Source organism: Catenuloplanes indicus, assembly GCF_030813715.1.
GTDB lineage: Bacteria > Actinomycetota > Actinomycetes > Mycobacteriales > Micromonosporaceae > Catenuloplanes > Catenuloplanes indicus.
This window is the reverse complement of sequence record NZ_JAUSUZ010000001.1, coordinates 2,613,422-2,635,283: the sequence shown is the minus strand read 5'-3', so window position 1 is coordinate 2,635,283 and position 21,862 is coordinate 2,613,422. Positions and strand designations below refer to the sequence as shown.

At 71.9% G+C, this 21,862-nt stretch carries 18 protein-coding genes and 1 pseudogene; 17 read left to right on the top strand and 2 right to left on the bottom strand.

Going from position 1 to position 21,862, the window contains the following annotated elements:
• Positions 1-48: 48 nt before the first annotated feature.
• Positions 49-339 carry a barstar family protein gene (locus J2S42_RS11850; protein ID WP_307238512.1) on the top strand — a complete coding sequence of 97 codons (291 nt, stop codon included), beginning with the start codon at positions 49-51 and terminating at the stop codon, positions 337-339.
• Positions 340-842: 503 nt separating this feature from the next.
• On the opposite strand, the gene J2S42_RS11845 is transcribed toward J2S42_RS11850, so the two are convergent.
• The gene (locus tag J2S42_RS11845) at positions 843-1,892 is read right to left on the bottom strand and encodes a TetR/AcrR family transcriptional regulator (RefSeq protein WP_307248711.1); all 1,050 of its coding nucleotides are present in this window, start codon (positions 1,890-1,892) and stop codon (positions 843-845) included.
• A gap of 20 nt (positions 1,893-1,912) precedes the next feature.
• Positions 1,913-2,503 carry a TetR/AcrR family transcriptional regulator gene (locus J2S42_RS11840; RefSeq protein ID WP_307238510.1) on the bottom strand — a complete coding sequence of 197 codons (591 nt, stop codon included), beginning with the start codon at positions 2,501-2,503 and terminating at the stop codon, positions 1,913-1,915.
• A gap of 107 nt (positions 2,504-2,610) precedes the next feature.
• Here J2S42_RS11840 and J2S42_RS11835 point away from each other — a divergent pair, with 107 nt between their 5' ends.
• From J2S42_RS11835 to J2S42_RS11760, 16 genes and pseudogenes are all read left to right on the top strand, one after another.
• Positions 2,611-3,054 (top strand): MarR family winged helix-turn-helix transcriptional regulator, encoded by a 444-nt coding sequence (locus J2S42_RS11835; protein WP_307238508.1) that lies wholly within the window; start codon positions 2,611-2,613, stop codon positions 3,052-3,054.
• Positions 3,051-4,634, top strand: coding sequence for an MDR family MFS transporter (locus J2S42_RS11830; protein WP_307238506.1), 1,584 nt, complete (start codon positions 3,051-3,053; stop codon positions 4,632-4,634). Before J2S42_RS11835 ends, J2S42_RS11830 begins: the two co-directional genes overlap by 4 nt.
• A 173-nt stretch (positions 4,635-4,807) precedes the next feature.
• Positions 4,808-6,337, top strand: a complete 1,530-nt coding sequence (locus J2S42_RS11825) for a GMC family oxidoreductase (protein ID WP_307238504.1) — start codon at positions 4,808-4,810, stop codon at positions 6,335-6,337.
• Between the two features lie 10 nt (positions 6,338-6,347).
• Positions 6,348-7,355 (top strand): annotated as a pseudogene (locus J2S42_RS11820) (quaternary amine ABC transporter ATP-binding protein); the annotation flags it as partial.
• Positions 7,356-7,474: 119 nt separating this feature from the next.
• Positions 7,475-9,502 (top strand): ABC transporter permease, encoded by a 2,028-nt coding sequence (locus J2S42_RS11815; protein ID WP_307238502.1) that lies wholly within the window; start codon positions 7,475-7,477, stop codon positions 9,500-9,502.
• Positions 9,499-10,431 (top strand): ABC transporter substrate-binding protein, encoded by a 933-nt coding sequence (locus J2S42_RS11810; protein WP_307238500.1) that lies wholly within the window; start codon positions 9,499-9,501, stop codon positions 10,429-10,431. Before J2S42_RS11815 ends, J2S42_RS11810 begins: the two co-directional genes overlap by 4 nt.
• On the top strand, positions 10,428-12,791 hold the full coding sequence (locus J2S42_RS11805) for a GcvT family protein (RefSeq protein WP_307238498.1): 2,364 nt from the start codon (positions 10,428-10,430) through the stop codon (positions 12,789-12,791). Before J2S42_RS11810 ends, J2S42_RS11805 begins: the two co-directional genes overlap by 4 nt.
• Before the next feature lie 18 nt (positions 12,792-12,809).
• Positions 12,810-13,946, top strand: a complete 1,137-nt coding sequence (gene solA, locus J2S42_RS11800; RefSeq protein ID WP_307238496.1) for an N-methyl-L-tryptophan oxidase — start codon at positions 12,810-12,812, stop codon at positions 13,944-13,946.
• Positions 13,946-15,073, top strand: coding sequence for an aromatic ring-hydroxylating oxygenase subunit alpha (locus J2S42_RS11795; RefSeq protein WP_307238495.1), 1,128 nt, complete (start codon positions 13,946-13,948; stop codon positions 15,071-15,073). The genes solA and J2S42_RS11795 overlap by 1 nt, the downstream gene beginning before the upstream one ends.
• A 303-nt stretch (positions 15,074-15,376) precedes the next feature.
• The gene (locus J2S42_RS11790; RefSeq protein ID WP_307238493.1) at positions 15,377-17,743 is read left to right on the top strand and encodes a sensor histidine kinase; all 2,367 of its coding nucleotides are present in this window, start codon (positions 15,377-15,379) and stop codon (positions 17,741-17,743) included.
• A complete protein-coding gene (locus tag J2S42_RS11785) occupies positions 17,740-18,165 on the top strand; it encodes a roadblock/LC7 domain-containing protein (protein WP_307238491.1) in 426 nt (141 codons plus the stop codon). The genes J2S42_RS11790 and J2S42_RS11785 overlap by 4 nt, the downstream gene beginning before the upstream one ends.
• Positions 18,162-18,629: a DUF742 domain-containing protein gene (locus J2S42_RS11780; RefSeq protein WP_307238489.1), complete on the top strand. Its 468-nt coding sequence runs from the start codon at positions 18,162-18,164 to the stop codon at positions 18,627-18,629. The genes J2S42_RS11785 and J2S42_RS11780 overlap by 4 nt, the downstream gene beginning before the upstream one ends.
• On the top strand, positions 18,610-19,206 hold the full coding sequence (locus tag J2S42_RS11775) for a GTP-binding protein (protein WP_370879379.1): 597 nt from the start codon (positions 18,610-18,612) through the stop codon (positions 19,204-19,206). The genes J2S42_RS11780 and J2S42_RS11775 overlap by 20 nt, the downstream gene beginning before the upstream one ends.
• Before the next feature lie 149 nt (positions 19,207-19,355).
• Positions 19,356-19,901 carry a redoxin family protein gene (locus J2S42_RS11770; protein WP_307238486.1) on the top strand — a complete coding sequence of 182 codons (546 nt, stop codon included), beginning with the start codon at positions 19,356-19,358 and terminating at the stop codon, positions 19,899-19,901.
• Positions 19,902-19,905: 4 nt separating this feature from the next.
• On the top strand, positions 19,906-20,739 hold the full coding sequence (locus tag J2S42_RS11765) for a cytochrome c biogenesis CcdA family protein (protein WP_307238484.1): 834 nt from the start codon (positions 19,906-19,908) through the stop codon (positions 20,737-20,739).
• A 57-nt stretch (positions 20,740-20,796) separates the two neighbouring features.
• Entirely contained in the window at positions 20,797-21,795 is a 999-nt protein-coding gene (locus tag J2S42_RS11760) for a terpene synthase family protein (RefSeq protein ID WP_307238482.1), read from the top strand.
• The last annotated feature ends 67 nt before the right edge of the window (positions 21,796-21,862 follow it).

The following is a 21,862-nucleotide window of genomic DNA, read 5'->3' as shown; positions in this document are numbered from 1 at the left end:
CATGGTGGGCGTAGTGAGTCATTGACGTGTGCCCGATAGCATCGCGGGGTGCGGGTAGTCCTTGATGGTCGTCGGGTGAGCTCGGAAGCCGATCTGCATCGGGAGCTCGCGAGGCTGCTGGACTTCGGCCCCTTCTACAGTGCGAACCTGGATGCTTTGTGGGATCGGCTGAGTACCGACGTCGAGCGGCCGGTGCATCTTCTGTGGACGGAATCCGGGACCAGCCGGGCCGCGATGGGCCCCCAGTCGTTCGAGCGCGTCGAACGGATCCTTCAGGAGACCGTCGAGCAGGACGCCGCCTGGAAGCTGAAGGAGCGCTTCACGTACGAACTCGCATGATTCACCCGCTCGCCGACGCGCTCTCATGGTAGCCGCGATGCAGGCTTGGGGTCGCTCCGTAGAGCGACCCCCGGACTCGGCCCGGCCTGAACGGGCTGCCACCCTCTCCAACTGCGGGTGCGGTCATCCGGAGCCAGCACACCTTGGGCGAGGACCGCCACAGGGTACGACAATCACCGGCCACGTCGCAGAGTTAATGAGGTCGCCGACGTACCGCGTGCGCTGATCTGCCGCGGTCCGGGCGGCAGCCGGCGCCGCCGATTACTCATCGTGAGTGGCGGACGTGTGTCTTCGGAGCAGCCGGCGTCGCAGCGGTCCCGAGTGCTACCCGTGTTGGCCTCTACGGATCTGGCAGACCTGAGTGTGCACCGGAAGCCGTGCGCCGACAGGTGCCGCCGGTCGGCCGGGTTCCGCTGGTCGGCTGGGCCCCGTGGTCAGCCTTGCCTCGCGGGCCAGCCGGTCCTGGTCGGCTGGGTCTCGCCGGTCGGCCGAGCCGGGCCGCGTCAGCCCGGCCCCGCGAGTGAAGCTGCCGCATGGCACGCCCCGTAGCCCGTCGCGCGTGCCGTGACACGTCCGGCCGTCAGGCGGAGCGCGACCTCCGTGCCGTCGCTGACCGCCGAGACCCGCGCCGCCTCCGCGACCACCCCGTCCTCGTCGTGAACCACTCGCAACCCGGGCAGGCCCGCCGGCGGAACCGCGGCCCGCAGGCACACGGCCAGGTCGGCGACGCAGAGCCGGGCCAGCGGCCCGAGTTCCGCGGGGTCGCCGGTGACCAGCGCCAGCGTGACCGGGCGCCCACCGGCCGCCCGCAGTGCCTCCTCGACCGCGGCGAGTCGGTGCAGTCCCAGGATCGCCACGATCCCGTCCTCCTGCCACGGCACCGCCTCGCCGCGGAGCGCGTCGGTCGCCGGGGGAGCTGCCCACGGCTCGTCCGCGGCGACCGCCGGTGTGGTGAACGGCAGGTGCGGCGGTGGCCAGCCGTCGCCGAGGTCGAGCCGGCTGAGGTGGGCGACCGAGGCCGCGATCGCGAACGGGTCGGTGAAGAGCGGGGCCGCGGTGCTCAGCTGGGTGGCGCCGTACAGCGTGGTGAGCGCGACCTCCGCGGTGCGAACCATGCGGTCGCGGGCGTCCTCCAGCAGTTCCAGGGTCATCCCGAGTGTGATCGCGGCCAGGCTGGTGAGCTGGGCGAACGGCTCGTGCAGTGATCTGGCGACGACGATCTCCGGCAGCAGTTCGGCGTCCAGCCGGGGGGTGTCGGTGCTCAGCGGGAGCCGCCCGGTCCAGGCGCGGGCGAAGGCGGCGAGCGCGTCGGCGGCCGTGGCGGGCATGTCGGTGGCCGGCGGGAGCGTGGCCGAGGCCGCGTCCTGGGCGAGCACCGTGAAGTAGAGCGCACGCTTGCTGGGGAAGTTTGAGTAGACCGCGCCGCGGGTCAGTTCGGCCCGTTCCGCGATGTCGTCGATCTTGGCCTCGCGGAAGCCGCGGGTGAGGAATTCGGCGCGCGCGGCGGCGATCACTTTGCGGCGGTTGTGCTCCTGCATCTCCGCCCGGGTCATCCGCGCCACAGCGGGAGATCTTAGTCGGGGAACGCGGGGCGGACCACGAGCAGTGCCGCGTCGACCAGGTCGGTCAGCGGGGTCGCGCCGTCCTCCTCGATCCACTGGCTGGTGGCGACGCGGACCGCGGCCATGCTGGTCGCGGCGAGCAGGCGGGCCGGGAGGCCGGGTGCGGCGCCGCGCGCGGTGAACTCGGCGGCGAGTTCCTGCTCCACCTCGGCGTAGATCGCGGCCTGACGGGTGACCAGCGCGGGTTGTTTGCGGAGCAGGCGCAGCTGGGCGGCGACGCCGGGGCCGCGCGACCCGAACGTGTCGCGCAGTGACGCGATGGTCTCGCGCAGCGCGGTCCACGGCGTCTCCCCGGCCGGCCGGGCCCGGATCGTGTCCAGGAACGTGCCTATCCGCACCTGGTCGCCGTAGAGCAGCGCCTCCTCCTTGCCGGAGAAGTAGTTCGAGAACGTACGCCGGGAGACGTCGGCCGCGTCCGCGATCGCCTCGACCGTCACGCCGGCCAGGCCGTCGCGGAGCACCAGTCGTAGTGCGGCCTCGTGCAGCGCGAGCCGGGTGGCGGCCTTCTTGCGCTCCCGGAGTCCGATCGCCCGCGAATCCATGGGCTGAAGGGTACGGCCTGTGTGACCCGCTTCCCAATGAGCAAACTTGCACAGTGGGCAAGTTGAGAGGATGCTTGCATGTGCCAACCACATGAGGGGCATCTGAGATGGAGACCGAACTGATCCACCGGCTACAGGAACAGCAGCGGGCGCTGCGCCTGGCCAAGCAGGCCCGGCGGGCCGACGGCGTACCGCCGGGACTGGTGGGTCTGCTCGCGGAGCTTGATCGGCTCAGCGGCCAGGAGTGCCACGTGAAGGAACTCGCGGCGCACACCTACCTAGACCCGTCCACGGTCAGCCGCGCGGTCGCGCACCTGGTCACGCTCGGGTTCGTCGCGCGCACGCCGGACCCGGAGGACCGGCGTGCCAGCGTGCTCAGCGTGACGCCGAAGGGGCGCGCGGCCATCGCGGAGATGCACGACTGGTACGGCACCGTCGCCGCCGAGGCGCTGGAGAGCTGGACCCCCATGGAACTCGACGACTTCACCCGCATGCTCGCCCGCTTCTCGCGGGACATGACCACGTACCTGTCCAAGGAGGAAGCACGATGAGTGCCACCACCGCACCATCGGCGGAAACGATGAGTCACCGCCAGATCCTGGAAGCGCTCAGCGGGCTGCTGCTGGCGCTCTTCGTGTCGATGCTCAGCGCGACGATCGTCTCGAACGCGCTGCCGCAGATCATCGGCTCGCTGAACGGGTCGCAGACCCAGTACACCTGGGTCGTCACCGCCACGCTGCTGACCTCCACCGTGACCACCCCGATCTGGGGCAAGCTCGCCGACCTGGTCAGCAAGAAGACGCTGATCCAGGTCTCCATCGTGATCTTCCTGCTCGGCTCGCTGGTGAGCGGCTTCGCGCAGGACACGCCGCAGCTGATCGCGGCCCGCGCGTTCATGGGCATCGGCGTCGGCGGCCTCCAGGCGCTGGTCCAGGTGGCGATCGCCGCGATGATCCCGCCGCGGGAGCGCGGCCGGTACAACGGCTACCTCGGTGGCGTGATGGCACTGGCCACGGTGGCCGGCCCGCTGATCGGCGGCGTGATCGTGGACACCGACTGGCTCGGCTGGCGCTGGTGCTTCTTCATCGGCATCCCGTTCGCGCTGATCTCGCTGTTCCTGTTGCAGGCGACGCTGAAGCTGCCGGTGGTCAAGCGGGACGACGTGAAGATCGACTACCTGGGTGCGTCGCTGATCGCGGCCGGGGTGAGCGTCATCCTGATCTGGATCTCGTTCGTCGACGACTCGTTCGCCTGGCTCTCCTGGCAGACCGGTGCGATGGTCGGCGGCGGCGTGCTGCTGCTCGCGATCGCGGTCTGGGTCGAGTCGCGGGTGAAGGAGCCGATCGTCCCGCTGAACATCGTGCGGCAGCGGACCCCGGCGCTCTCCATCCTGGCCAGCCTCGCGGTCGGCATGGCGATGTTCGGCGGCGCGGTCTTCCTCGGCCAGTACTTCCAGATCGGCCGCGGCTACAGCCCGACCGAGGCCGGCCTGCTGACCATCCCGATGATGGCCGGCGTGCTGATCTCCTCGATCGTCGCGGGCCGGATGATCACGAAGAGCGGCAACGTCAAGCCCTACATCCTCACCGGTACGGTCGTGCTGGTCCTCGGTTTCCTGGTGCTCTCCACGATCGACCACGAGACGTCGCTCTACCTGGTCGGTGGCGCGATGCTGCTGGTCGGCGCCGGTGTCGGCCTCTCCATGCAGAACCTGATCCTGGCCGTGCAGAACGACGTGCCGCTGAAGGACATCGGCGCGGCCAGCGCCACGGTCACGTTCTTCCGCTCGCTCGGCGGCACGATCGGCGTCTCGGTGCTCGGCGCGGTGCTGGCCCGCCGGGTCAACGACTCGATCACCCGGGACCTGACCGCGGCCGGCATCCCGGCCGGTGGCGGCGACTCCGGCACCAGCGCGCTGAACCTGGCCGCGCTGCCCGAGGCGGTGCAGAACATCGTGCGTGCCGCGTACGGCGACGCGACCGGTCACATCTTCCTGATCTCGGCCGGGATCGGCGTGGTCGGCATCCTGGCCGCGATCTTCCTCCGGCCCACCAAGCTCCGCTCCAGCCTCGACCTGGGCGAGAAGCTCGAGGTGCCCGCGGCGGCCGAGGCCGTCAAAGTCAACAGCTAGGACCTGCCGCGTGTGCGACCCCGCGACCGTCCGGTCGCGGGGTCGCCTCGTTTCAAGGCGGTAAAAGTCGTCGATATGTGTTGACGTTCCCGGCCGTGCGCCTCGAAGCTGTTGCGACAGAAGCATGACGTTGTGCGATCAGCAACAGACACCCTCTCGGATCGAGGTGTTTTGTGGCCGGTTCCGACGACTCATCCGACATATACGACATCGTCATCGTGGGCGGTGGCACGGCCGGGTCCGTGCTCGCCGGGCGGCTCAGCGAGGACCCGGACCTGCGGGTGTGCCTGATCGAGGGCGGCCCCAGCGACGTCGGCGACGCGCGCATCCTGCGCCTGCGGAACTGGATCAACCTGCTCGAGTCCGAGTTCGACTACGACTACCGCACGGTCCCGCAGCCGCGCGGCAACTCGCACATCCGGCACGCGCGCGCGAAGGTGCTCGGCGGTTGCTCCTCGCACAACACCATGATCAGCCTGCTGCCGCCACCGGCCGACTTCGCCGACTGGGTCGCGGCCGGTGCGGCCGGCTGGGGCTACCCGGAGATGCTGCCCTACTGGCGGCGCCTGGCGATCCACGTGGAGCCGGTCGCCGAGGCCGACCGCAACGACCTCAGCCGCGCGTTCGTCGAGTCGGCCGCGATCGCGACCGGCGTACCGGTGCACGACGACCTCAACGCGGCGCCGTTCGCGGACGGCGCCGGCTTCTTCCCGGTCGGCTACCACCCGGCCACCGGGCTGCGCAGCTCCGCCTCCGTCGCCTACCTGCACCCGTATCTGGACCGTCCCAATCTCACGATCCGCACCTCCACGTGGGCTTACAAGATCGAAATTCACGATCACAACGCCACCGGGGTACGGGTACGCCACGCCGACGGCACGACCGGCCTGATCCGGGCGACGCGTGAGTACGTGCTGGCCGCCGGCGCGATCGACACGCCCCGGCTGCTGCTGCTCTCCGGCGTCGGTCCCGCGGCCGACCTGCGAAGGCTGGGCATCGACGTGACGATCGACCTGCCCGGCGTCGGCGAGCACCTGCTCGACCACCCGGAGTCGCTGATCCTCTGGGAGGCGTCCCGTCCGGTGCCGCCGAACAGCGCGATGGACGCGGACGCGGGCCTGTTCATCCGCCGCGACCCCGCCGAGGACCGGCCCGACCTGATGTTCCACCTCTACCAGATCCCGTTCACGCTGCACACCGAGCGCCTCGGGTACGACGTGCCCGCGCACGGCTTCGGGATGACGCCGAACGTGCCGCGCCCGCGCTCGGCGGGGCGGCTGTGGCTGCGCGACGCGGACCCGGCCACCGCACCCGCGCTGGACTTCCGCTACTTCACCGACCCGGACGGCCATGACGAGCGGACGATCGTGGACGGGCTGCGGCTGGCCCGCGAGGTCGCCGCGACCGGCCCGCTCAAGGAGTGGATCGCCCGGGAGATCGCACCGGGCCCGGCGCTGACCACGGACGAGGAGCTGTCCGCGTACGGCCGGGCCGTGCACCACACCGTCTACCACCCGGCCGGCACCTGCCGGATGGGCGCCCCGGACGACCCGCTCGCGGTGGTCGGCCCGGACCTGCGGCTGCGCGGCACCGGCAACGTACGCGTCGCGGACGCCTCGATCTTCCCGGCCATGACCAGCGTCAACCCGATGGTCATGGTGCTGCTGGCCGGCGAGCGCGCGGCCGACCTGATCCGCTCGTAGAGGAGCTTGGATGACCGGCGACGCGGCGATATCCGTACAGCATCTGTGGAAGATCTTCGGCCCGAAGGCCGGCCGGCACGTCGGCAGCGCGCTGTCCCGGGCCGAGATCCGCGCACGCTACGGCTGCCTGGTGGCGGTGCGCGACGTCGGCTTCACGGTCGCGCCCGGTGAGGTCTTCGTGGTCATGGGGCTATCCGGCAGCGGCAAGTCCACGCTGGTCCGTTGCCTCACCCGGCTGATCGAGCCGACCCGCGGCGAGGTGCGCATCGACGGCGAGTCGGTCACCGGAATGGGCCGCCGCGCGCTGCTCGACCTGCGCCGGCACCGGGTCGCCATGGTGTTCCAGCACTTCGGGCTGCTGCCGCACCGGCGCGTGATCGACAACATCGGGTACGGCCTGGAGATCCAGGGCGTCGGCCGGGCCGAGCGGCACCGCCGGGCCGGCGAGATGCTGAGCCTGGTCGGGCTGGACGGCTACGCGGACAGCTACCCCGACCAGCTCTCCGGCGGCATGCAGCAGCGCGTGGGCCTGGCCCGCGCGCTCGCGGCCGACCCCGGCGTGCTGCTGTTCGACGAGCCGTTCAGCGCGCTCGACCCGCTGATCCGGCGGGACATGCAGGCCGAGGTGACCCGCCTGCACGCCGAGGTCGGCAAGACCATGCTCTTCATCACGCACGACCTCTCCGAGGCGCTGAAGCTCGGCGACCGGATCGCGGTTCTCCGCGACGGCGCGCTGGTGCAGGTCGGCACGCCGGAGGAACTGGTCGGGGCGCCCGCGGACGACTACGTGACCGACTTCGTCCGCGACGTGCCCCGCGCGGACGTACTCACCTGCCGCTGGATCACCCGCCTGCCCACCGCGTCCGACCCGCTGGACGGCCCACCGGTCAGCGCCACGACCGTGATCAGGAACGCGGTGGAGACCGTGCTGCGCGCAGACCGGCCGATCCGGGTGATGGACGGCGACACACTCCTCGGCGTGATCGACCGCGACGCCGTGCTGCCGGTCCTGACCGGCGCCGGCCCGGCCGGTCGCGGCGCATCCACCGCCGGGACCGGCACGCCGCGGTCCACCGGCGCCGGAGCCATCGGGGCCGGCGGTGCGCGGGCCGGGGATGCTCCGGCGGAGGTGCGGGCGTGACCGCGGCGACGGCCGCGCTGCGGGGCGGGTGGCGGCCCGGGCGGGGGACGCTGGTGGCCGTGCTGGTCGTCGTGGTGGCCGGCGGATATCTGCTGCTGCGCGGCCGGGCGACGCTGCCGCACGACAACGACGCGGCCGCATTCCGGATGTTCACCGATCTGCGCGACTGGGTGGACGCGAACCGGGACGTCAACCCGGTCTTCCTGTTCGTGGTCAACTACCTGCGGCTGGGCGTGGCGCTGCTGGTCGGCAGCGTGCAGGCGCTGCTCTCCGGGCTCGGCTGGGCCGGGCTGACGGTGACCGCCGGTGCGCTCGCCGCGGTGCTGGCGGGGTGGCGGATCGCGGTGCTGACCGTGGCCGGGTTCCTCTCGTTCGGCGTGCTCGGGCTGTGGGCGGCCAGCGTCGACACGCTGGCGCTGACCGTCTCGGCCGTGCTGCTGGCGGTGGCGATCGGGCTGCCGCTCGGCGTGCTGGCCGCGCGCAGCGACCGGGTCCGGGCCGTGCTCGACCCGGTGCTGGACGTCATGCAGATCATGCCGGCGTTCGCCTATCTGGCGCCGATGACGCTGCTGTTCCTGATCGGCGAGCCGGCGTCCGTGCTGGCCACGCTGATCTACGCGATCCCGCCCGCGATCCGGATCAGCGCGCTCGGCATCCGCGGCGTCTCCGCGACCACGGTCGAGGCGGCCACGTCCGCCGGCGCGACGCGCCGGCAGCTGCTGTGCGGCGTGCGGCTGCCGATGGCCCGGCGAGCGATCGTGCTCGCGGTCAACCAGACGATCATGATGGCGCTCTCCATGGTGGTGATCACCGCGCTGATCGACGCGCCGGGCCTGGGCCAGGTGATCATCCGCGCGCTGGAGCGGGTCAACGTCGGCCTGGCGTTCGACGCGGGCGTCGCGATCGTGGTGATGGCGATCGTGCTGGACCGCCTCACCTCCCGCGCGGCCGACCGCGCCGACCGCACCACCCACCACCCACCGTCCGGCGCGGATGCCGCGCGCCGCCCACCGTCCGGCGCGGAGGCGACCGGCCAGGTGCCCGGTGACGCGGGTGCCGGCACGCGGTGGCCGCGGCTGTGGCGGCGGCCGTGGCCGGCGGGCGTGCGGCGCCGGCTGTCGTGGGCCGGTGCGGTGCTGGCCGTGGTGGTGGGTGCGCTGGTCAACGGTGGGCCGGAGTTTCCCGAGGCGGTGCGGTGGTCGTTCGCGCCGGTGGTGAACGACGTGGTGCGCTGGATCGAGCTGACGCTGTACCCGGTGACCGACGCGGTCAAGAACGTGCTCACCGCCGGTGTGCTGAACCCGCTCCAGGCCGTGCTGACCACGTCGCCGTTCTGGCTCGTCCTGGCAGCCGTCCTCGGGCTCGGCGTCGTGGTCAGCGGCGTGCGCGCCGCGCTGGCCGGTGCCGGCGCGCTGGCCGGGATCGCGGCGCTCGGGCTCTGGCAGCACGCGATGGAGACGCTCGCGACGGTCCTGCTGGCCACCGTGCTGACGCTGCTGGCCGGCGTCGCACTCGGCGTCCTCACCGCGGGATCGGATCTGGCCAGCCGAGGCCTGCGGCCGGTGCTGGACGCGGCGCAGACCATGCCGTCGTTCGTCTACCTGCTGCCCGCGGTCGCGCTGTTCGGCGCGAGCCGGTTCACCGCGATCGCGGCCTCGGTGATCTACGCGGTGCCGCCGGTGGCCCGGCTGGTCGAGCGCGGGCTCCGGGACGTGCCGGGCACCGTGGTCGAGGCCGCGCTGTCGGCCGGCTCCACCCGTACCCAGCTGTTGTGGAAGGTGCGGTTGCCGGTGGCCCGCCCGGCCCTCCTGCTGGCCGCGAACCAGGGGATCGTGATGGTCCTCGCCATGGTGGTGGTCGGCGGCCTGGTCGGCGCCGGCGCGCTCGGATACGACGTGGTCGCGGGCTTCGCACAGCGCTCCGACTTCGGCCGGGGTTTCGCGGCCGGGCTGGCGATCGTGCTGCTCGGCGTGCTCCTCGACCGCCTCACCCAAGGGGCCGGCACAGAGAGGAAATCCGCATGAAGAGGTATACGGCGGCACTGCTCACGCTCACGCTCGCTGGATGTGGCGGCGTCACATCGGGCGCCGGTGACGATCCGGACAAGGGGCCGGTGAACATCGCGATCAACGCCTGGGTCGGTTACGAGGCGAACGCCGCGGTGATCAAGCACCTGCTCGAGGAGGAGATGGGCTACCAGGTCGAGGAGAAGACCCTCAAGGAGGAGGTCGCCTGGCAGGGTTTCGAGACCGGCGAGGTGGACGTGATCGTGGAGAACTGGGGCCACGAGGACCTGAAGAAGACCTACATCGAGGAGAAGAAGGTCGCGGTCGAGGTCGGGCCGACCGGCAACCAGGGCGTGATCGGCTGGTACGTCCCGCAGTGGATGGCCGAGCAGTACCCGGACATCACGGACTGGAACAACCTGAACAAGTACGCGGACCTGTTCAAGACGTCCGAGTCCGGCGACAAGGGCCAGCTGCTGGACGGCGACCCGTCGTTCGTCACGAACGACGAGGCGCTGGTCACGAACCTCAAGCTGGACTACAAGGTGGTCTACTCCGGCAGCGAGGCCGCGCTGATCAAGGCGGCGCAGGCGGCCACGGCGCAACGGAAGCCGCTGCTGTTCTACTTCTACGAGCCGCAGTGGCTGTTCTCCCAGGAGTCGTACGTGCGGGTGAAGCTGCCGGCCTGGACCGAGGGCTGCGACGCGGACCCGGCCAAGGTCGCCTGCGACTACCCGGACTACGTGCTCGACAAGATCGCGTCGAAGAAGTTCCAGGACACCGGCGGCGACGCGTACACGCTGGTCAAGAACTTCTCCTGGACGAACGAGGACCAGAACCTGGTCGCGGACTACATCACGAACCAGGGGATGAGCGCGGACGACGCGGCCGCGAAGTGGGTCGCCGAGCACGAGTCGGTCTGGAAGCCGTGGATCCCGGCCGCATGAGCACGCCGCGGGTGGTGATCATCGGGGCCGGGATCGTCGGCTGCGCGCTGGCCGAGGAGCTGACCCGGCGCGGCTGGACGGACGTGACCGTGCTGGAGCGCGGCCCGCTGTTCGCGGCCGGTGGCTCCAGCTCGCACGCGCCCGGTCTGGTCTTCCAGACGAACCCGTCGCGGACGATGGCCGCGCTGGCGGCGTACACGGTCCGCAAATATTCGGATCTGGGGGTTTTCGACCGCGTCGGCGGGCTGGAGGTGGCCACCACGCCGGAACGCCTGGGGGAGATCCGGCGCCGGCACGGCTTCGCCACCGCGTGCGGCATCGAGGCGCAGCTGGTCACGGGCGAGCGTGCGGCGGACCTGTTCCCGCCGCTCGACCGGGAGACGGTGCTGGGTGCGCTGCACACGCCCGGCGACGGCCTGGTGCACGCGGTCGCGGCCGGCGAGGCGCAGGCCCGGCTGGCCGTCGACCGCGGCGCCCGGTTCGTACCCCGGCAGCGGGTTGTCGCCATTGATCAGGCGGGTGGCCGGGTGACCGGGGTGCGCACCGAGGACGGCACCGCGTGGCCGGCCGACGTCGTGGTCTCCTGCGCCGGTTTCTGGGGACCGGCGATCGGAGCGCTGGCTGGTCAGCCGGTCCCGCTGCTGCCGATGGCCCACCAGTACGCGCGGACCGGGCCGCTCCACCTGGAGGGCCGCCTGCCGATTCTCCGGCATCAGGATCGGGACCTTTACGTCCGCGGGTACGACGACCACCTCGGGATCGGCTCGTACAGCCATCGCCCGATGCCGGTCACGCTCGCGCAGACCGAGACCACGACCGGGCCGATGCCGTCGATGCTGCCGTTCACGCCGGACGACTTCGCACCCGCGTTCGCCGACGCCCGGGCGCTGCTGCCGGGACTGCCCGGCATCGCGCACGGCTTCAACGGCGTCTTCTCGTTCACCGCGGACGGCTTCCCGCTGCTCGGCGAGTCCCGGGAGCTGCGCGGGTTCTGGCTGGCCGAGGCGATCTGGGTGACCCACTCGGCCGGTGCGGCCCGCGCGGTCGCGGAGTGGCTGGTCGACGGCCGGCCCGGTGTGGACCTGCACGAGGCAGACCTGCAACGCTTCGAGGAGCCGCAGCTCGCGCCGGACTTCGTGGCCGAGCGCAGCGCCCGCAGCTTCGTCGAGGTGTACGACGTCATCCACCCGCTCGACCCGCCCGCGGTCGCCCGCCCGCTCCGGGTCAGCCCGTTCCACCAGCGGCAACGCGAGCTGGGCGCGGTGTTCGGCGAGGCGTCCGGCTGGGAGCGCCCGCTCTGGTACGAGGCGAACGCCGGCCTGCCTCGCCCGGAGCTGCCGGCGCGCGACGAGTGGTCCGCGCGGTTCTGGTCGCCGATCGCGGCCGGTGAGGCGCGCGCGGCCCGGGAGGGCGTGGCGCTGTTCGACATGACCTCGCTGAAGCGGCTCGCGGTCACCGGCCCCGGCGCCGCCGCCTACCTCAACGCGATGACCAGCAACGACGTGGACCGGCCGGTCGGCACGGTCACGTACACGCTGCTGCTGGACACGGCCGGTGGCATCCGCAGCGACCTGACCGTGGCGCGGCTGGCCGAGGACCGGTTCCAGGTCGGCGCGAACGGCAACCTGGACCTCGACCACCTGGCCCGGCACGCGCCGCCGGGCGTGCAGGTGGCCGACCTCACGCCCGGCACCTGCTGCCTGGGCCTGTGGGGACCGCGGGCGCGCGAGCTGGCCGCCTCGATCACCGGCGACGACCTGGGCTTCGGCTACTTCCGGGCGCGGCGTGCGCACCTGGGCGGGGTGCCGGTCACGATGCTGCGCGTCTCCTACGTCGGCGAGCCGGGCTGGGAGCTCTACACCGGCGCGGACCTCGGGCTGCGGCTGTGGGACGTGCTGTGGCGGGCCGGCGTGCGGTACGGGCTGGTCGCGGCCGGGCGCAGCGCGTTCACCAGCCTGCGCCTGGAGAAGGGCTACCGGGCGTGGGGCGTGGACATGACCACCGAGCACGATCCGTACGAGGCCGGGCTCGGTTTCGCGGTCAAACCCGGCGACTATGTCGGCCATGCCGCGATAAGCGGCAAGAAGGCGCCGGTACGGCGGCTGACCTGCCTGCTGATCGACGGCGACCAGGTCGTGATGGGCAAGGAGCCGGTGCTCGCGGGCGGTGCCGTCGCCGGCTACGTGACCAGCGCGGCCTGGGGCTACACGATCGGCCGGTCGATCGCCTACGCCTGGCTGCCCACCGCACTGGCCGCGCCCGGCACGCCCGTGGAGATCGGCTACTTCGGCACCCGGGTGCCGGCCACGGTCACGGCCGAACCACTCTTCGACCCGAAGGGTTCCCGTCTCCGGGACTGATCGATGGGAGGACGTGCCATGCCGGCCTATGACGTGATCGTGCTTGGCCTCGGTGGAATGGGGAGTGCCGCGGCGTACCACCTGGCCGCGCGCGGCCAGCGGGTACTCGGGCTGGAACGGTTCGGCCCGGCGCACGACCAGGGGGCCAGCCACGGTGGCTCCCGGATCACCCGGCAGTCGTACTTCGAGGACCCGGCGTACGTACCGTTGCTGCTCAGGGCCTATGAACTGTGGGACCGGCTGGCGGCGGACTCCGGTGCGGACGTGATGACGCTGTGCGGTGGCCTGATGATCGGCCCGGCGGGCAGCCGCACCGTGGCCGGGTCGCGGCGCAGCGCGGAGCAGTGGGGCCTGCCGCACGAGATGCTGGACGCGGCCGAGCTGCGCCGCCGCTTCCCGACGCTGCACCCGCGGCCGGACGACGTGGCGCTGTTCGAGGCCAAGGCCGGGCTGGTCCGGCCGGAGGCGACGGTCGCCGCTCACCTTCGGCTCGCCGCGGCGGCCGGCGCGGAGCTGCGCTTCGGCGAGCCCGCGGTCGAGTGGAAGGCCACCGCGAGCGGCGTCGAGGTGACCACGGAGTCCGGCGTCCACTCGGCCGGGCACCTGGTGGTGGCGCCCGGCGCGTGGGCGCCGCGCATGCTCGCCGATCTGGGCGTGCCGCTGGTGGTGGAACGGCAGGTGCAGTACTGGTTCGCGCCGCGCGCACCGATCGCGGACTTCGCGCCGGACCGGCACCCGATCTGGATCTGGGAGGACCCGGACGGCACCCAGATCTACGGCTTCCCGGCGCTGGACGGGCCGGACGGCGGCGTGAAGGTCGCGTTCTTCCGCCGCGGCGTGGTCTGCACGCCGGAGACGATCGACCGGGACGTGCACCCGGCCGAGATCGAGGCGATCGGCGCGCACCTCGGCCGGGTGCTGCCCGGCGCGGCCGGGTCGTTCCTGCGCGCGAAGACCTGTATGTACACGAACACGCCGGACGAGCACTTCGTGATCGCGGCGCACCCGGAACACGCGACCGTCACGGTGGCGTGCGGGTTCTCCGGCCACGGCTTCAAGTTCGTGCCGGTGGTCGGCGAGATCCTGGCCGACCTGGCCACCACCGGCGGCACCGCGCACCCGATCGCGCTGTTCGACCCGAAGCGGAGCTTCTGATGAGCGGGCCGGCCAGCCTTCGGCCGACGCTGCCCGGGCGGCTCTACGCGGATCCGGAGATCTTCGCCCGGGAGCAGCGGGACGTCTTCGAGGCGATGTGGTTCTGCGCGGTGCGGTCCGCCGACGTCGACCGGCCCGGCCGGTTCCGGACGGTGACCGTGGGCCGGGAGAGCGTGCTGGTCACCCGGGACCGGGACGGTGTGGCGCGCGCGTTCCTGAACGTGTGCCGGCACCGCGGCGCGACGCTGTGCACGGACGAGTCCGGCGAGGTGAAACGGACGTTCCGGTGCCCGTACCACGCCTGGTCCTATGATCTTGACGGCCGCCTCGCGGCCGCGCCCAACCTGGCGCGGATGCCGGACGTGGACCGCACGGAGTACGGGCTGGTCCCGGTCGCGGTCCGGGAGTGGCTCGGGTACGTCTGGGTGTGCCTGGCCGGCGAGCCGCCGTCGTTCGAGGAGGACGTGGTCGGCGCGTGCACCGAGCGGCTCGGCGACGCAGAGAAGATCGGCAACTACCAGATCGCGGACCTCGCGGTCGGCCGCCGGATCCGCTACGACGTACGCGCGAACTGGAAGTTGATCATCGAGAACTTCATGGAGTGCTACCACTGCGCGACCATCCACCCGGAGCTGGTCGACGTGCTGCCGGAGTTCTCCCGGGGGTACGCCGCGCAGTCCTCGGTCGGGCACGGCGCCGAGTTCGGCCCGCGGATCGAGGGCTTCACGGTCGACGGCAGCGCCGGGCTGGACCGGATCCCGACGGTGGACGAGGACCAGGACCGGCGGTATTTCGCGATTACCGTCAAACCGCAGGTGTTCATCAACCTGGTGCCGGATCATGTAATCCTGCACCGGATGTTCCCGCTCGCCGTGGACCGGACGATCGTCGAGTGCGACTGGCTCTACCTGCCGCGGGTGGTGGCGGAGGGCCGGGACGTGAGCCGCTCGGTGGAGCTGTTCGACCGGGTCAACCGGCAGGACTTCGACGCGTGCGAGCGGTGCCAGCCGGCCATGTCGTCCCGCGCGTACGCCCGGGGCGGCGTGCTCGTGCCGAGCGAGCACCACATCACGGAGTTCCACGAGTGGGTGGAGCGCCGGCTCACCGGTGGTTCCGGGGCGCACTGACGTAATCGCCTAAGAGATGCGCGATTCCGGTCGAACTGCAACCCAGGCCACCTAGACCGCCACAGCTGATGCGGCCCGGTCACTGACCGGGAGGGGCCGATGTCCGCATCTGCTATTTGGAGGTCGGTGTTGAGTGCAGCCGTGCACCGCAAGTCGCGGCTGAGCGGGATCCTGAGGCTTGGGCGCGGATCGGGCGCTACCACGTCGGGGCGGAAGCCCCGGCAGGGCCGCCCGATCCGCCAGCGCCTGGCCGCTCTACTGGCGGTCCCGCTCGCCGCTGTTCTTGCTCTTCTGAGTCTCGTCGTGCTGGTCCTGGTCGTGGCGTTCAACAACGCCCGGGCCACCACCCACGACATCACGCTCGCGCTCAGCGTGCAACGCCTGGTCCAGGCGCTGCAGGACGAGCGCGGCGCCACCGCCGGTCTGCTCACCGGTAACGAGCTGGTCGCCGCCCGGCTGGACGAGTCCCGCCAGGCCGTCGACCAGCAGCGGCAGGCCGTCGCCGGCCTGATCACCGGGGACGACGACGCGGGCCACGAGCTCGACGCGCGGACCCAGTCCACGCTGAACTCGCTGGACGCGCTGGCGAACTTCCGCGGTCAGGTCGACCAGCGTGCCGTCAGCCTGAACAGCTCGGTCGTGTTCTTCACGGACCGGATCACCGCGTTCAACACCATCGACTTCGAGCTGGACCGGCTCGACGACCAGGCGCTGCGCCGGATGGTGACCGTGCTGGAGTCGCTGAACACCGTCAAGGAGGGCGCCTCGCTGGAGAGCGTCCGCCTGAACGAGGTGTTCCTGCGCGGCACGTTCGAGGTGGACGGCGTGAACCAGTACGTCGACTACGCCGGTTTCATCGCGACGCAGGACGCGGCGTTCACCGCGTTCGCCGGCGCCGCGACCCAGGCGCAGCGCGACGAGTTCGCCCGCGTGCTGGACACCGGCTCGGCCCGTACCGTGGATCGCTTCCGGGAGATCGCGGACGAGTCCGCGGACGGCCGGGAGATCTTCGCGGACACCGGGCTCTACTCGAACGCGATGATCCAGTACCTGAACGGCGTCACGGGTCTCCAGGAGACCGTCGCCGACCAGATCAAGGATCGGGCCTCCCAGCTCCAGACGGACGCGCTCAACGCGATCCTGATCCTGGTCGTCATCGTGGCCGCCTCCATCGCGGCCGCGGTCGTGCTGCTCTTCTACGCGTCCCGGTCGATCACCCGGCCGCTGGCGGCGCTGTCCGCCGAGGCCGACCACATCGCCGAGGTGCGGCTGCCGCAGGCGGTGGCGCTCGCCCAGGAGCTGTCGCCGGACGAGGAGCGGCCGAAGCTGACCCCGATCCGCCTGGCTCGCGGCGCGTCCGCCGAGATGCAGGCCGTGGCCGACGCGTTCGACCACATCCAGGCCACCGCGTACGCGCTCGCCACCGAGCAGGCGCTGCTACGGAAGTCGACCACCGAGTCGCTGGCCAACCTCGGCCGCCGCAACCAGAACCTGCTCCGCCGCCAGCTGGGCTTCATCACCACGCTGGAGCGGGAGGAGACGGACCCGTCCGCGCTCGCCAACCTGTTCGAGCTGGACCACCTGGCCACCCGTATGCGACGGAACGCGGAGAGCCTCCTGGTGCTCGTCGGCTCGCAGAGCCAGCGGCAGTGGTCGGCACCGCTCCCGATCGCGGACGTGATCCGGGCCGCGGTCTCCGAGGTCGAGGAGTACCGCCGGGTGTCGTTCCGCCGGATCGACGAGGCGAACATCACCGGTGCCGTGGTCAGCGGCGTGGCGCACCTGCTCGCCGAACTGATCGAGAACGGCCTGACGTTCTCCCCGCCGGACTCGGACGTGGAGATCCAGGGCCGCCGCGTCGGCGACCAGTACCTGATCGCGATCGTGGACCAGGGCGTCGGCATGAACGACGTCGAGATCGAGGCCGCGAACGCGCGTCTGCGCGGTGAGGGCGACTTCATCACGGCGCCGGCTCGCTACCTCGGCCACTACGTGGTCGGTCAGCTGGCGCGGGACATGGGCGCGGAGGTGAAGCTGGCGTCCTCGCCGGTCACCGGCGTCACCGCCCGCGTGCTGCTGCCCGCGTCGGTGATGGCGAACTCGTCGTCGCCGGCCGTGATCCGGGACGGCGAGATCGTCGACGAGCGTCCGGCCATGCCGGTCATCCCGCCCGCGCCGTTCACCCCGGTGATGGCGGCGCCCCCGGCTCCGCCGGCCCCGCCCGCGCCCCCGGCTCCGGAGGTCGCCCGGCCTCTGGTCAGCTCCGGCGCGCCGACCCAGGCACCGGACGCGCCGTACCTGGCGATCGGTGGCCGGGTCAAGCCGGGGGTGGTCGAGTACCTGACGGTGCCGCCGTCGCCCGAGGTGGTGGCCGCGGAGGCCGCCGCCGAGGCGGTCGCGGAGCAGGTCTCGCCGCGTCCCCGGACGATCGAGACCGGGGAGGTCGAGCGCACCCGCAACGGGCTGCGCAAGCGGGCCCCGCGGACCAGCCGGCCGGAGGCCGAGGCCGCACCGGCGCCGAGCGCGCCGGAGACCCGGGCCGCGATGGTCGACTCCTCGCCGGCCGAGGTGCGCAACCGGCTCACGGCGCTGCGCGCGGGCATGCAGCGCGCCAACACCGATGTTCGATCCAACCCGTACGGCACCGAAGACGGAGGTACCAGCGCATGAGCGTCGACACTCAGACGGATCGGCACCAGTTCAACTGGCTGCTCGGCAACTTCGTGCACCAGACCGACGGGGTCAAGGACGCCGTGGCGGTCTCCTCCGACGGCCTGCTCATCGCCGCCTCGGACGGACTGAACCGGACCGAGGCCGACCACCTGGCGGCGATCGTCTCCAGCATGGCCAGCCTGGCCCGCAGCGCCTCGAAGAAGTACGAGTTCGAGGGCCTGAAGCTGATCATGATCGAGATGAAGCGGGGCTTCCTGCTGGTCTCCGTCATCACCGGCGGCAGCGTGCTCGGCGTGGTCGCCACCGGCGACAGCGATCTCGGCCTGATCGGGTACGAGATCTCCACGCTGACCGAGCGGTTCGGATCGCTGCTCACGCCGGCGCTGATCGCGGAGTCCCGACGTCACCTGGGCCTGTGAGCACCGACCCCGAGTCCGGTCTGCGGATGCCGGATCCGCGGATGTTCCCGAAATGGCAGCCGGAGACGCGGCCGGACCGGGAGCGGACGGACGAGCACGTCGGCGGACACCGTGCCCCGAGCGGGTCCTCCTCCGAGGGGGAGGACCCGGTCGTCCGGCCGTTCCTGGTCACCGGTGGCCGGACCCGGCCGCTGGCCGACAACATCCGCATCGAGACGCTGTTCTTCGCACAGCCGGCCGCGCTCTCCGCGCCGCTGCGCTTCGAAGCGGAGCGGATCGTGCAGCTCTGCCAGGCGCCGATGTCCCTCGCGGACCTCGCCGCCGCGCTGCGCACGCCCCTCGGCGTGACGCGGGTGCTGGTCGGGGACCTGATAGCCGAGAAGTACCTACAGGTGTCCGAACAGACGAACGAGCTTTCCATCGAACTGATCGAGAGGATTCGGGATCGTGTACGCGCCCTCTAGCCGCCCAGCACCGATTTCGGTGAAAATCGTGGTGAGCGGTGGGTTCGGCGTCGGAAAGACCACTTTCGTGAGTGCGATTTCCGAGATCGAGCCTCTGGTCACCGAAGCCGAGATGACCGAACGGTCCATCGGCATCGACGACACGTCGCAGGTAGCCGCCAAGACCACCACCACGGTGGCGCTGGACTTCGGCCGCATCACCCTCGACGAGTCCCTGGTCCTGTACCTGTTCGGCACGCCCGGACAGGACCGGTTCGCGTTCCTCTGGGACGACCTGGTCGACGGCGCGCTCGGCGCCGTGGTGCTGGTCGACACGCGCCGGATCGAGGACTGCTTCCCCGCGCTGGACTACTTCGAGGAACACAACATCCCGTTCCTGCTCGGGGTGAACGTGTTCGACTCGATCAACCGGTTCGACCTCCAGGAGGTCCGGGAGGCGCTCGGCGTCGCGGACTACGTGCCGGTCGTCGAGTGCGACGCCCGGAACCGCGAGTCGGTCAAGAGCATCCTGGTGTCGCTGATCGAGCAGGTCCTCGCGGCCCGGCTCGGCCACGGCCGGGCGATGGCGACCCGGTAACGGGTGTCTCCCCTCGGAGGCCGGCGTGCGTACGCGCGCCGGCCTCTGAACCGTTGTGCCGGTGCGTGCCGTACCTCAGGTCGAACGGGGTTCTTCACGGACGACCATCTGGGGGCGGCATGCGGGCACGGCGGTTGACGGCGTTGGTCATGGGAGCCGCGCTGCTGGCGCTGAGCGCGTGCGTGTCACCACCGGAGTCCTGGGTCGAGGCCGCCGCGCCGTCGGCCCCTCCGCCGGCCGCGCCCCCGGTGGTGGCGACCTCGGAGAGTCCCGAGCCCTCCGGCCCGGTGCCGGATCTGCTCAAGTTCACCGGCACCACGCTGGACGGGAAGTCCTTCGACGGTACGACGCTGGCGCACCGGCCGGCCGTGCTGTGGTTCTGGGCGCCGTGGTGCGCCACCTGCGCCAGCCAGGGCTGGACCGTCGCCAAGGAGGCGCCGCGGTACGCGGGCCGGGTGCCGATCATCGGCGTGGCCGGGCTCAGCACGGACACCGCGGCGATGAACAAGTTCGTCGCGGACTACGAGGTCGGCGGCGTGCCGCAGATCAACGACGGCGCCGGTGAGCTGTGGACCCGGTTCGAGGTCACCCGGCAGTCCTACTACGTGATGCTGGACGCGAGCGGCACGGTCGTGCACAAGGGCTGGCTCGACGATCAGGACCTGGTCAGCTGGCTCGACCGGCTGGCGGCCTGAACCCGTGCTGCTCTACGCGCTCACCGCGGGCATGCTGGCCGCGCTCAACCCGTGCGGCTTCGCGATGCTGCCCGCGTACCTGTCCGTGCTGGTCGCCGCGGACGCACCCGGCGGGCGCTGGGCCCCGGTGGGGCGCGCGCTCACCTCCGCGCTCGCGATGACCGCCGGCTTCGTGGCCGTCTTCGGCACGCTCGGGTTCGTGCTCGCGCCCGTGATGACCTGGCTGCAACCCCGGCTGCCGTGGCTCACGCTCGCGTCCGGGATCGTGCTGGCCGCGCTCGGCGTGCTGCTCGCGACCGGCCGCCGGCTGCCCGCGCTGCCGCCGGTCCGGCGCGCGCCCGCGCTCACCCGGTCGGTGCCGTCCATGGCGCTGTTCGGCGTCGCGTACGCGCTCGCGTCGGTGAGCTGCACGATCGCGCCGTTCCTGGCGATCGTGGGGGCGTCCGCGAACGGTGACCCGCTCGCGCTGTTCGGCGCGTACGCGGCCGGGATGGGCCTGGTCGTCGGCGTGACCGCGCTCGCGGTGGCGCTGGTCCGCACGTCGCTGCTGTCCCGGGTGCGCCGGGTGAGCGCGATCGCGCCGCGGGCCGGGGGCGTGCTGCTCGCGGCCGCCGGGCTCTACGTCACCTACTACGGCTGGTATGAGCTGCGCGTCCAGTACGACGCCCGGTGGGCCGGCGCGGACCCGGTGGTGGAGGCCGCGCTCGGCGTGCAGGAGACGCTGGTGTCCGGCGTGGAGCGGCTCGGTGTGCTTCCGCTCACAGTCGTCTTCGGCGTGTTGTTGCTTCTCCTGCTGGTCGCCGGGTTGATCCGGCGCACCCGGCTCAACGCTGAGTAAGGTGAACTCGACCGCGCTGTGATAGGACGAAGGAAATCGATGTTTCCGGGAGTTTCCGTGCCACAGGGCGTCGCCTTCGACATTCCGTACCCGGCAGCCGTGCTCACGGCCGCGGAGATCGACAAGGCCGCCGACGCCACCCTCGACTGGGCGTGCGACCTCGGCCTGGTCCGTAGCGCCGCGGCCGCGGAGCGGCTCACCGGCTGGCGGCTGACCGAGCTGGCCGCCCGCTTCAACCCGGCCGCGCGCGGCGACGACCTGCTGCTCGCCGCGAACCTGCAGTGCTTCCTGTTCCTCTTCGACGACCAGTTCGACGACGCGCCCGGCGGGCCGCGCGCGGCCGCGGTCGCCGCCGCCCGGGAACTGCTGCGGCTGCTGCACGAACCGCCCGGCACCCGGCCGCGGCACGACGTGCCGGCCACCCGGGCCTGGGTGGACGTGTGGGCGCGCGGCTGCGCCGGGATGACCGCGGCGTGGCGGGCCCGGGCCGCGCAGGACTGGGCCGGATACCTGGCCGGGGTGCTGGTCGAGGCGCAGCCGCCGGTGCTCGCGCCGCCCACCACGGTCGCGGAGCACCTGAGCCTGCGGCGGCCCACCGTGGGCGCGTACCCGGTGCTCGACCTGGCCGAGCGGGTGCAGGGCTGCGAACTGCCGGACGTCGTGTTCCACACGCCGCTGCTGCACCGGCTGCGCACGATCGCCGCGGACGTCGCCGGCCTCTGCAACGACGTCGCCTCGGTGGAGAAGGAGGCACGCCGCGGCACCCGGCGCAACGCGGTGCTGGTGCTCGAGGACACCGCGGGCCTGCACCGGTCCGCCGCGGTCGGCGAGACGGTCGCGCTGGTCCACGCCATGATCGCGGAGCTGGACGGCCTGGAGCGGCTGCTGCCGGACGCGGCGGCCGCGATCGGGCTGACCGCGGCCGAGCGCGCCACGGTCGACCGCTACGTCCGGCTTGCGCTGCACACGCTGATCCGCGGCAACTACGACTGGCAGCGGCACACCGCCCGCTACCACCCGTCGGCCCCGCCGCTCTCGGCCGCGGAACTGGTCTAGCGCCTGTGCCGCTGCTCACTCCGGAATATTCCTCAGGAGCAACCCGGCGGCACCGATCGTCGGCGCG

What these genes read in the sequence shown, in the direction of transcription:
- J2S42_RS11845 (WP_307248711.1), bottom strand. Translation starts at nt 1,892, where the DNA reads ATGACCCGGGCGGAGATGCAGGAGCACAACCGCCGCAAAGTGATCGCC.
- J2S42_RS11840 (WP_307238510.1), bottom strand. Translation starts at nt 2,503, where the DNA reads ATGGATTCGCGGGCGATCGGACTCCGGGAGCGCAAGAAGGCCGCCACC.
- J2S42_RS11835 (WP_307238508.1), top strand. Translation starts at nt 2,611, where the DNA reads ATGGAGACCGAACTGATCCACCGGCTACAGGAACAGCAGCGGGCGCTG.
- J2S42_RS11830 (WP_307238506.1), top strand. Translation starts at nt 3,051, where the DNA reads ATGAGTGCCACCACCGCACCATCGGCGGAAACGATGAGTCACCGCCAG.
- J2S42_RS11810 (WP_307238500.1), top strand. Translation starts at nt 9,499, where the DNA reads ATGAAGAGGTATACGGCGGCACTGCTCACGCTCACGCTCGCTGGATGT.
- J2S42_RS11805 (WP_307238498.1), top strand. Translation starts at nt 10,428, where the DNA reads ATGAGCACGCCGCGGGTGGTGATCATCGGGGCCGGGATCGTCGGCTGC.
- solA (WP_307238496.1), top strand. Translation starts at nt 12,810, where the DNA reads ATGCCGGCCTATGACGTGATCGTGCTTGGCCTCGGTGGAATGGGGAGT.
- J2S42_RS11795 (WP_307238495.1), top strand. Translation starts at nt 13,946, where the DNA reads ATGAGCGGGCCGGCCAGCCTTCGGCCGACGCTGCCCGGGCGGCTCTAC.
- J2S42_RS11785 (WP_307238491.1), top strand. Translation starts at nt 17,740, where the DNA reads ATGAGCGTCGACACTCAGACGGATCGGCACCAGTTCAACTGGCTGCTC.
- J2S42_RS11770 (WP_307238486.1), top strand. Translation starts at nt 19,356, where the DNA reads ATGGGAGCCGCGCTGCTGGCGCTGAGCGCGTGCGTGTCACCACCGGAG.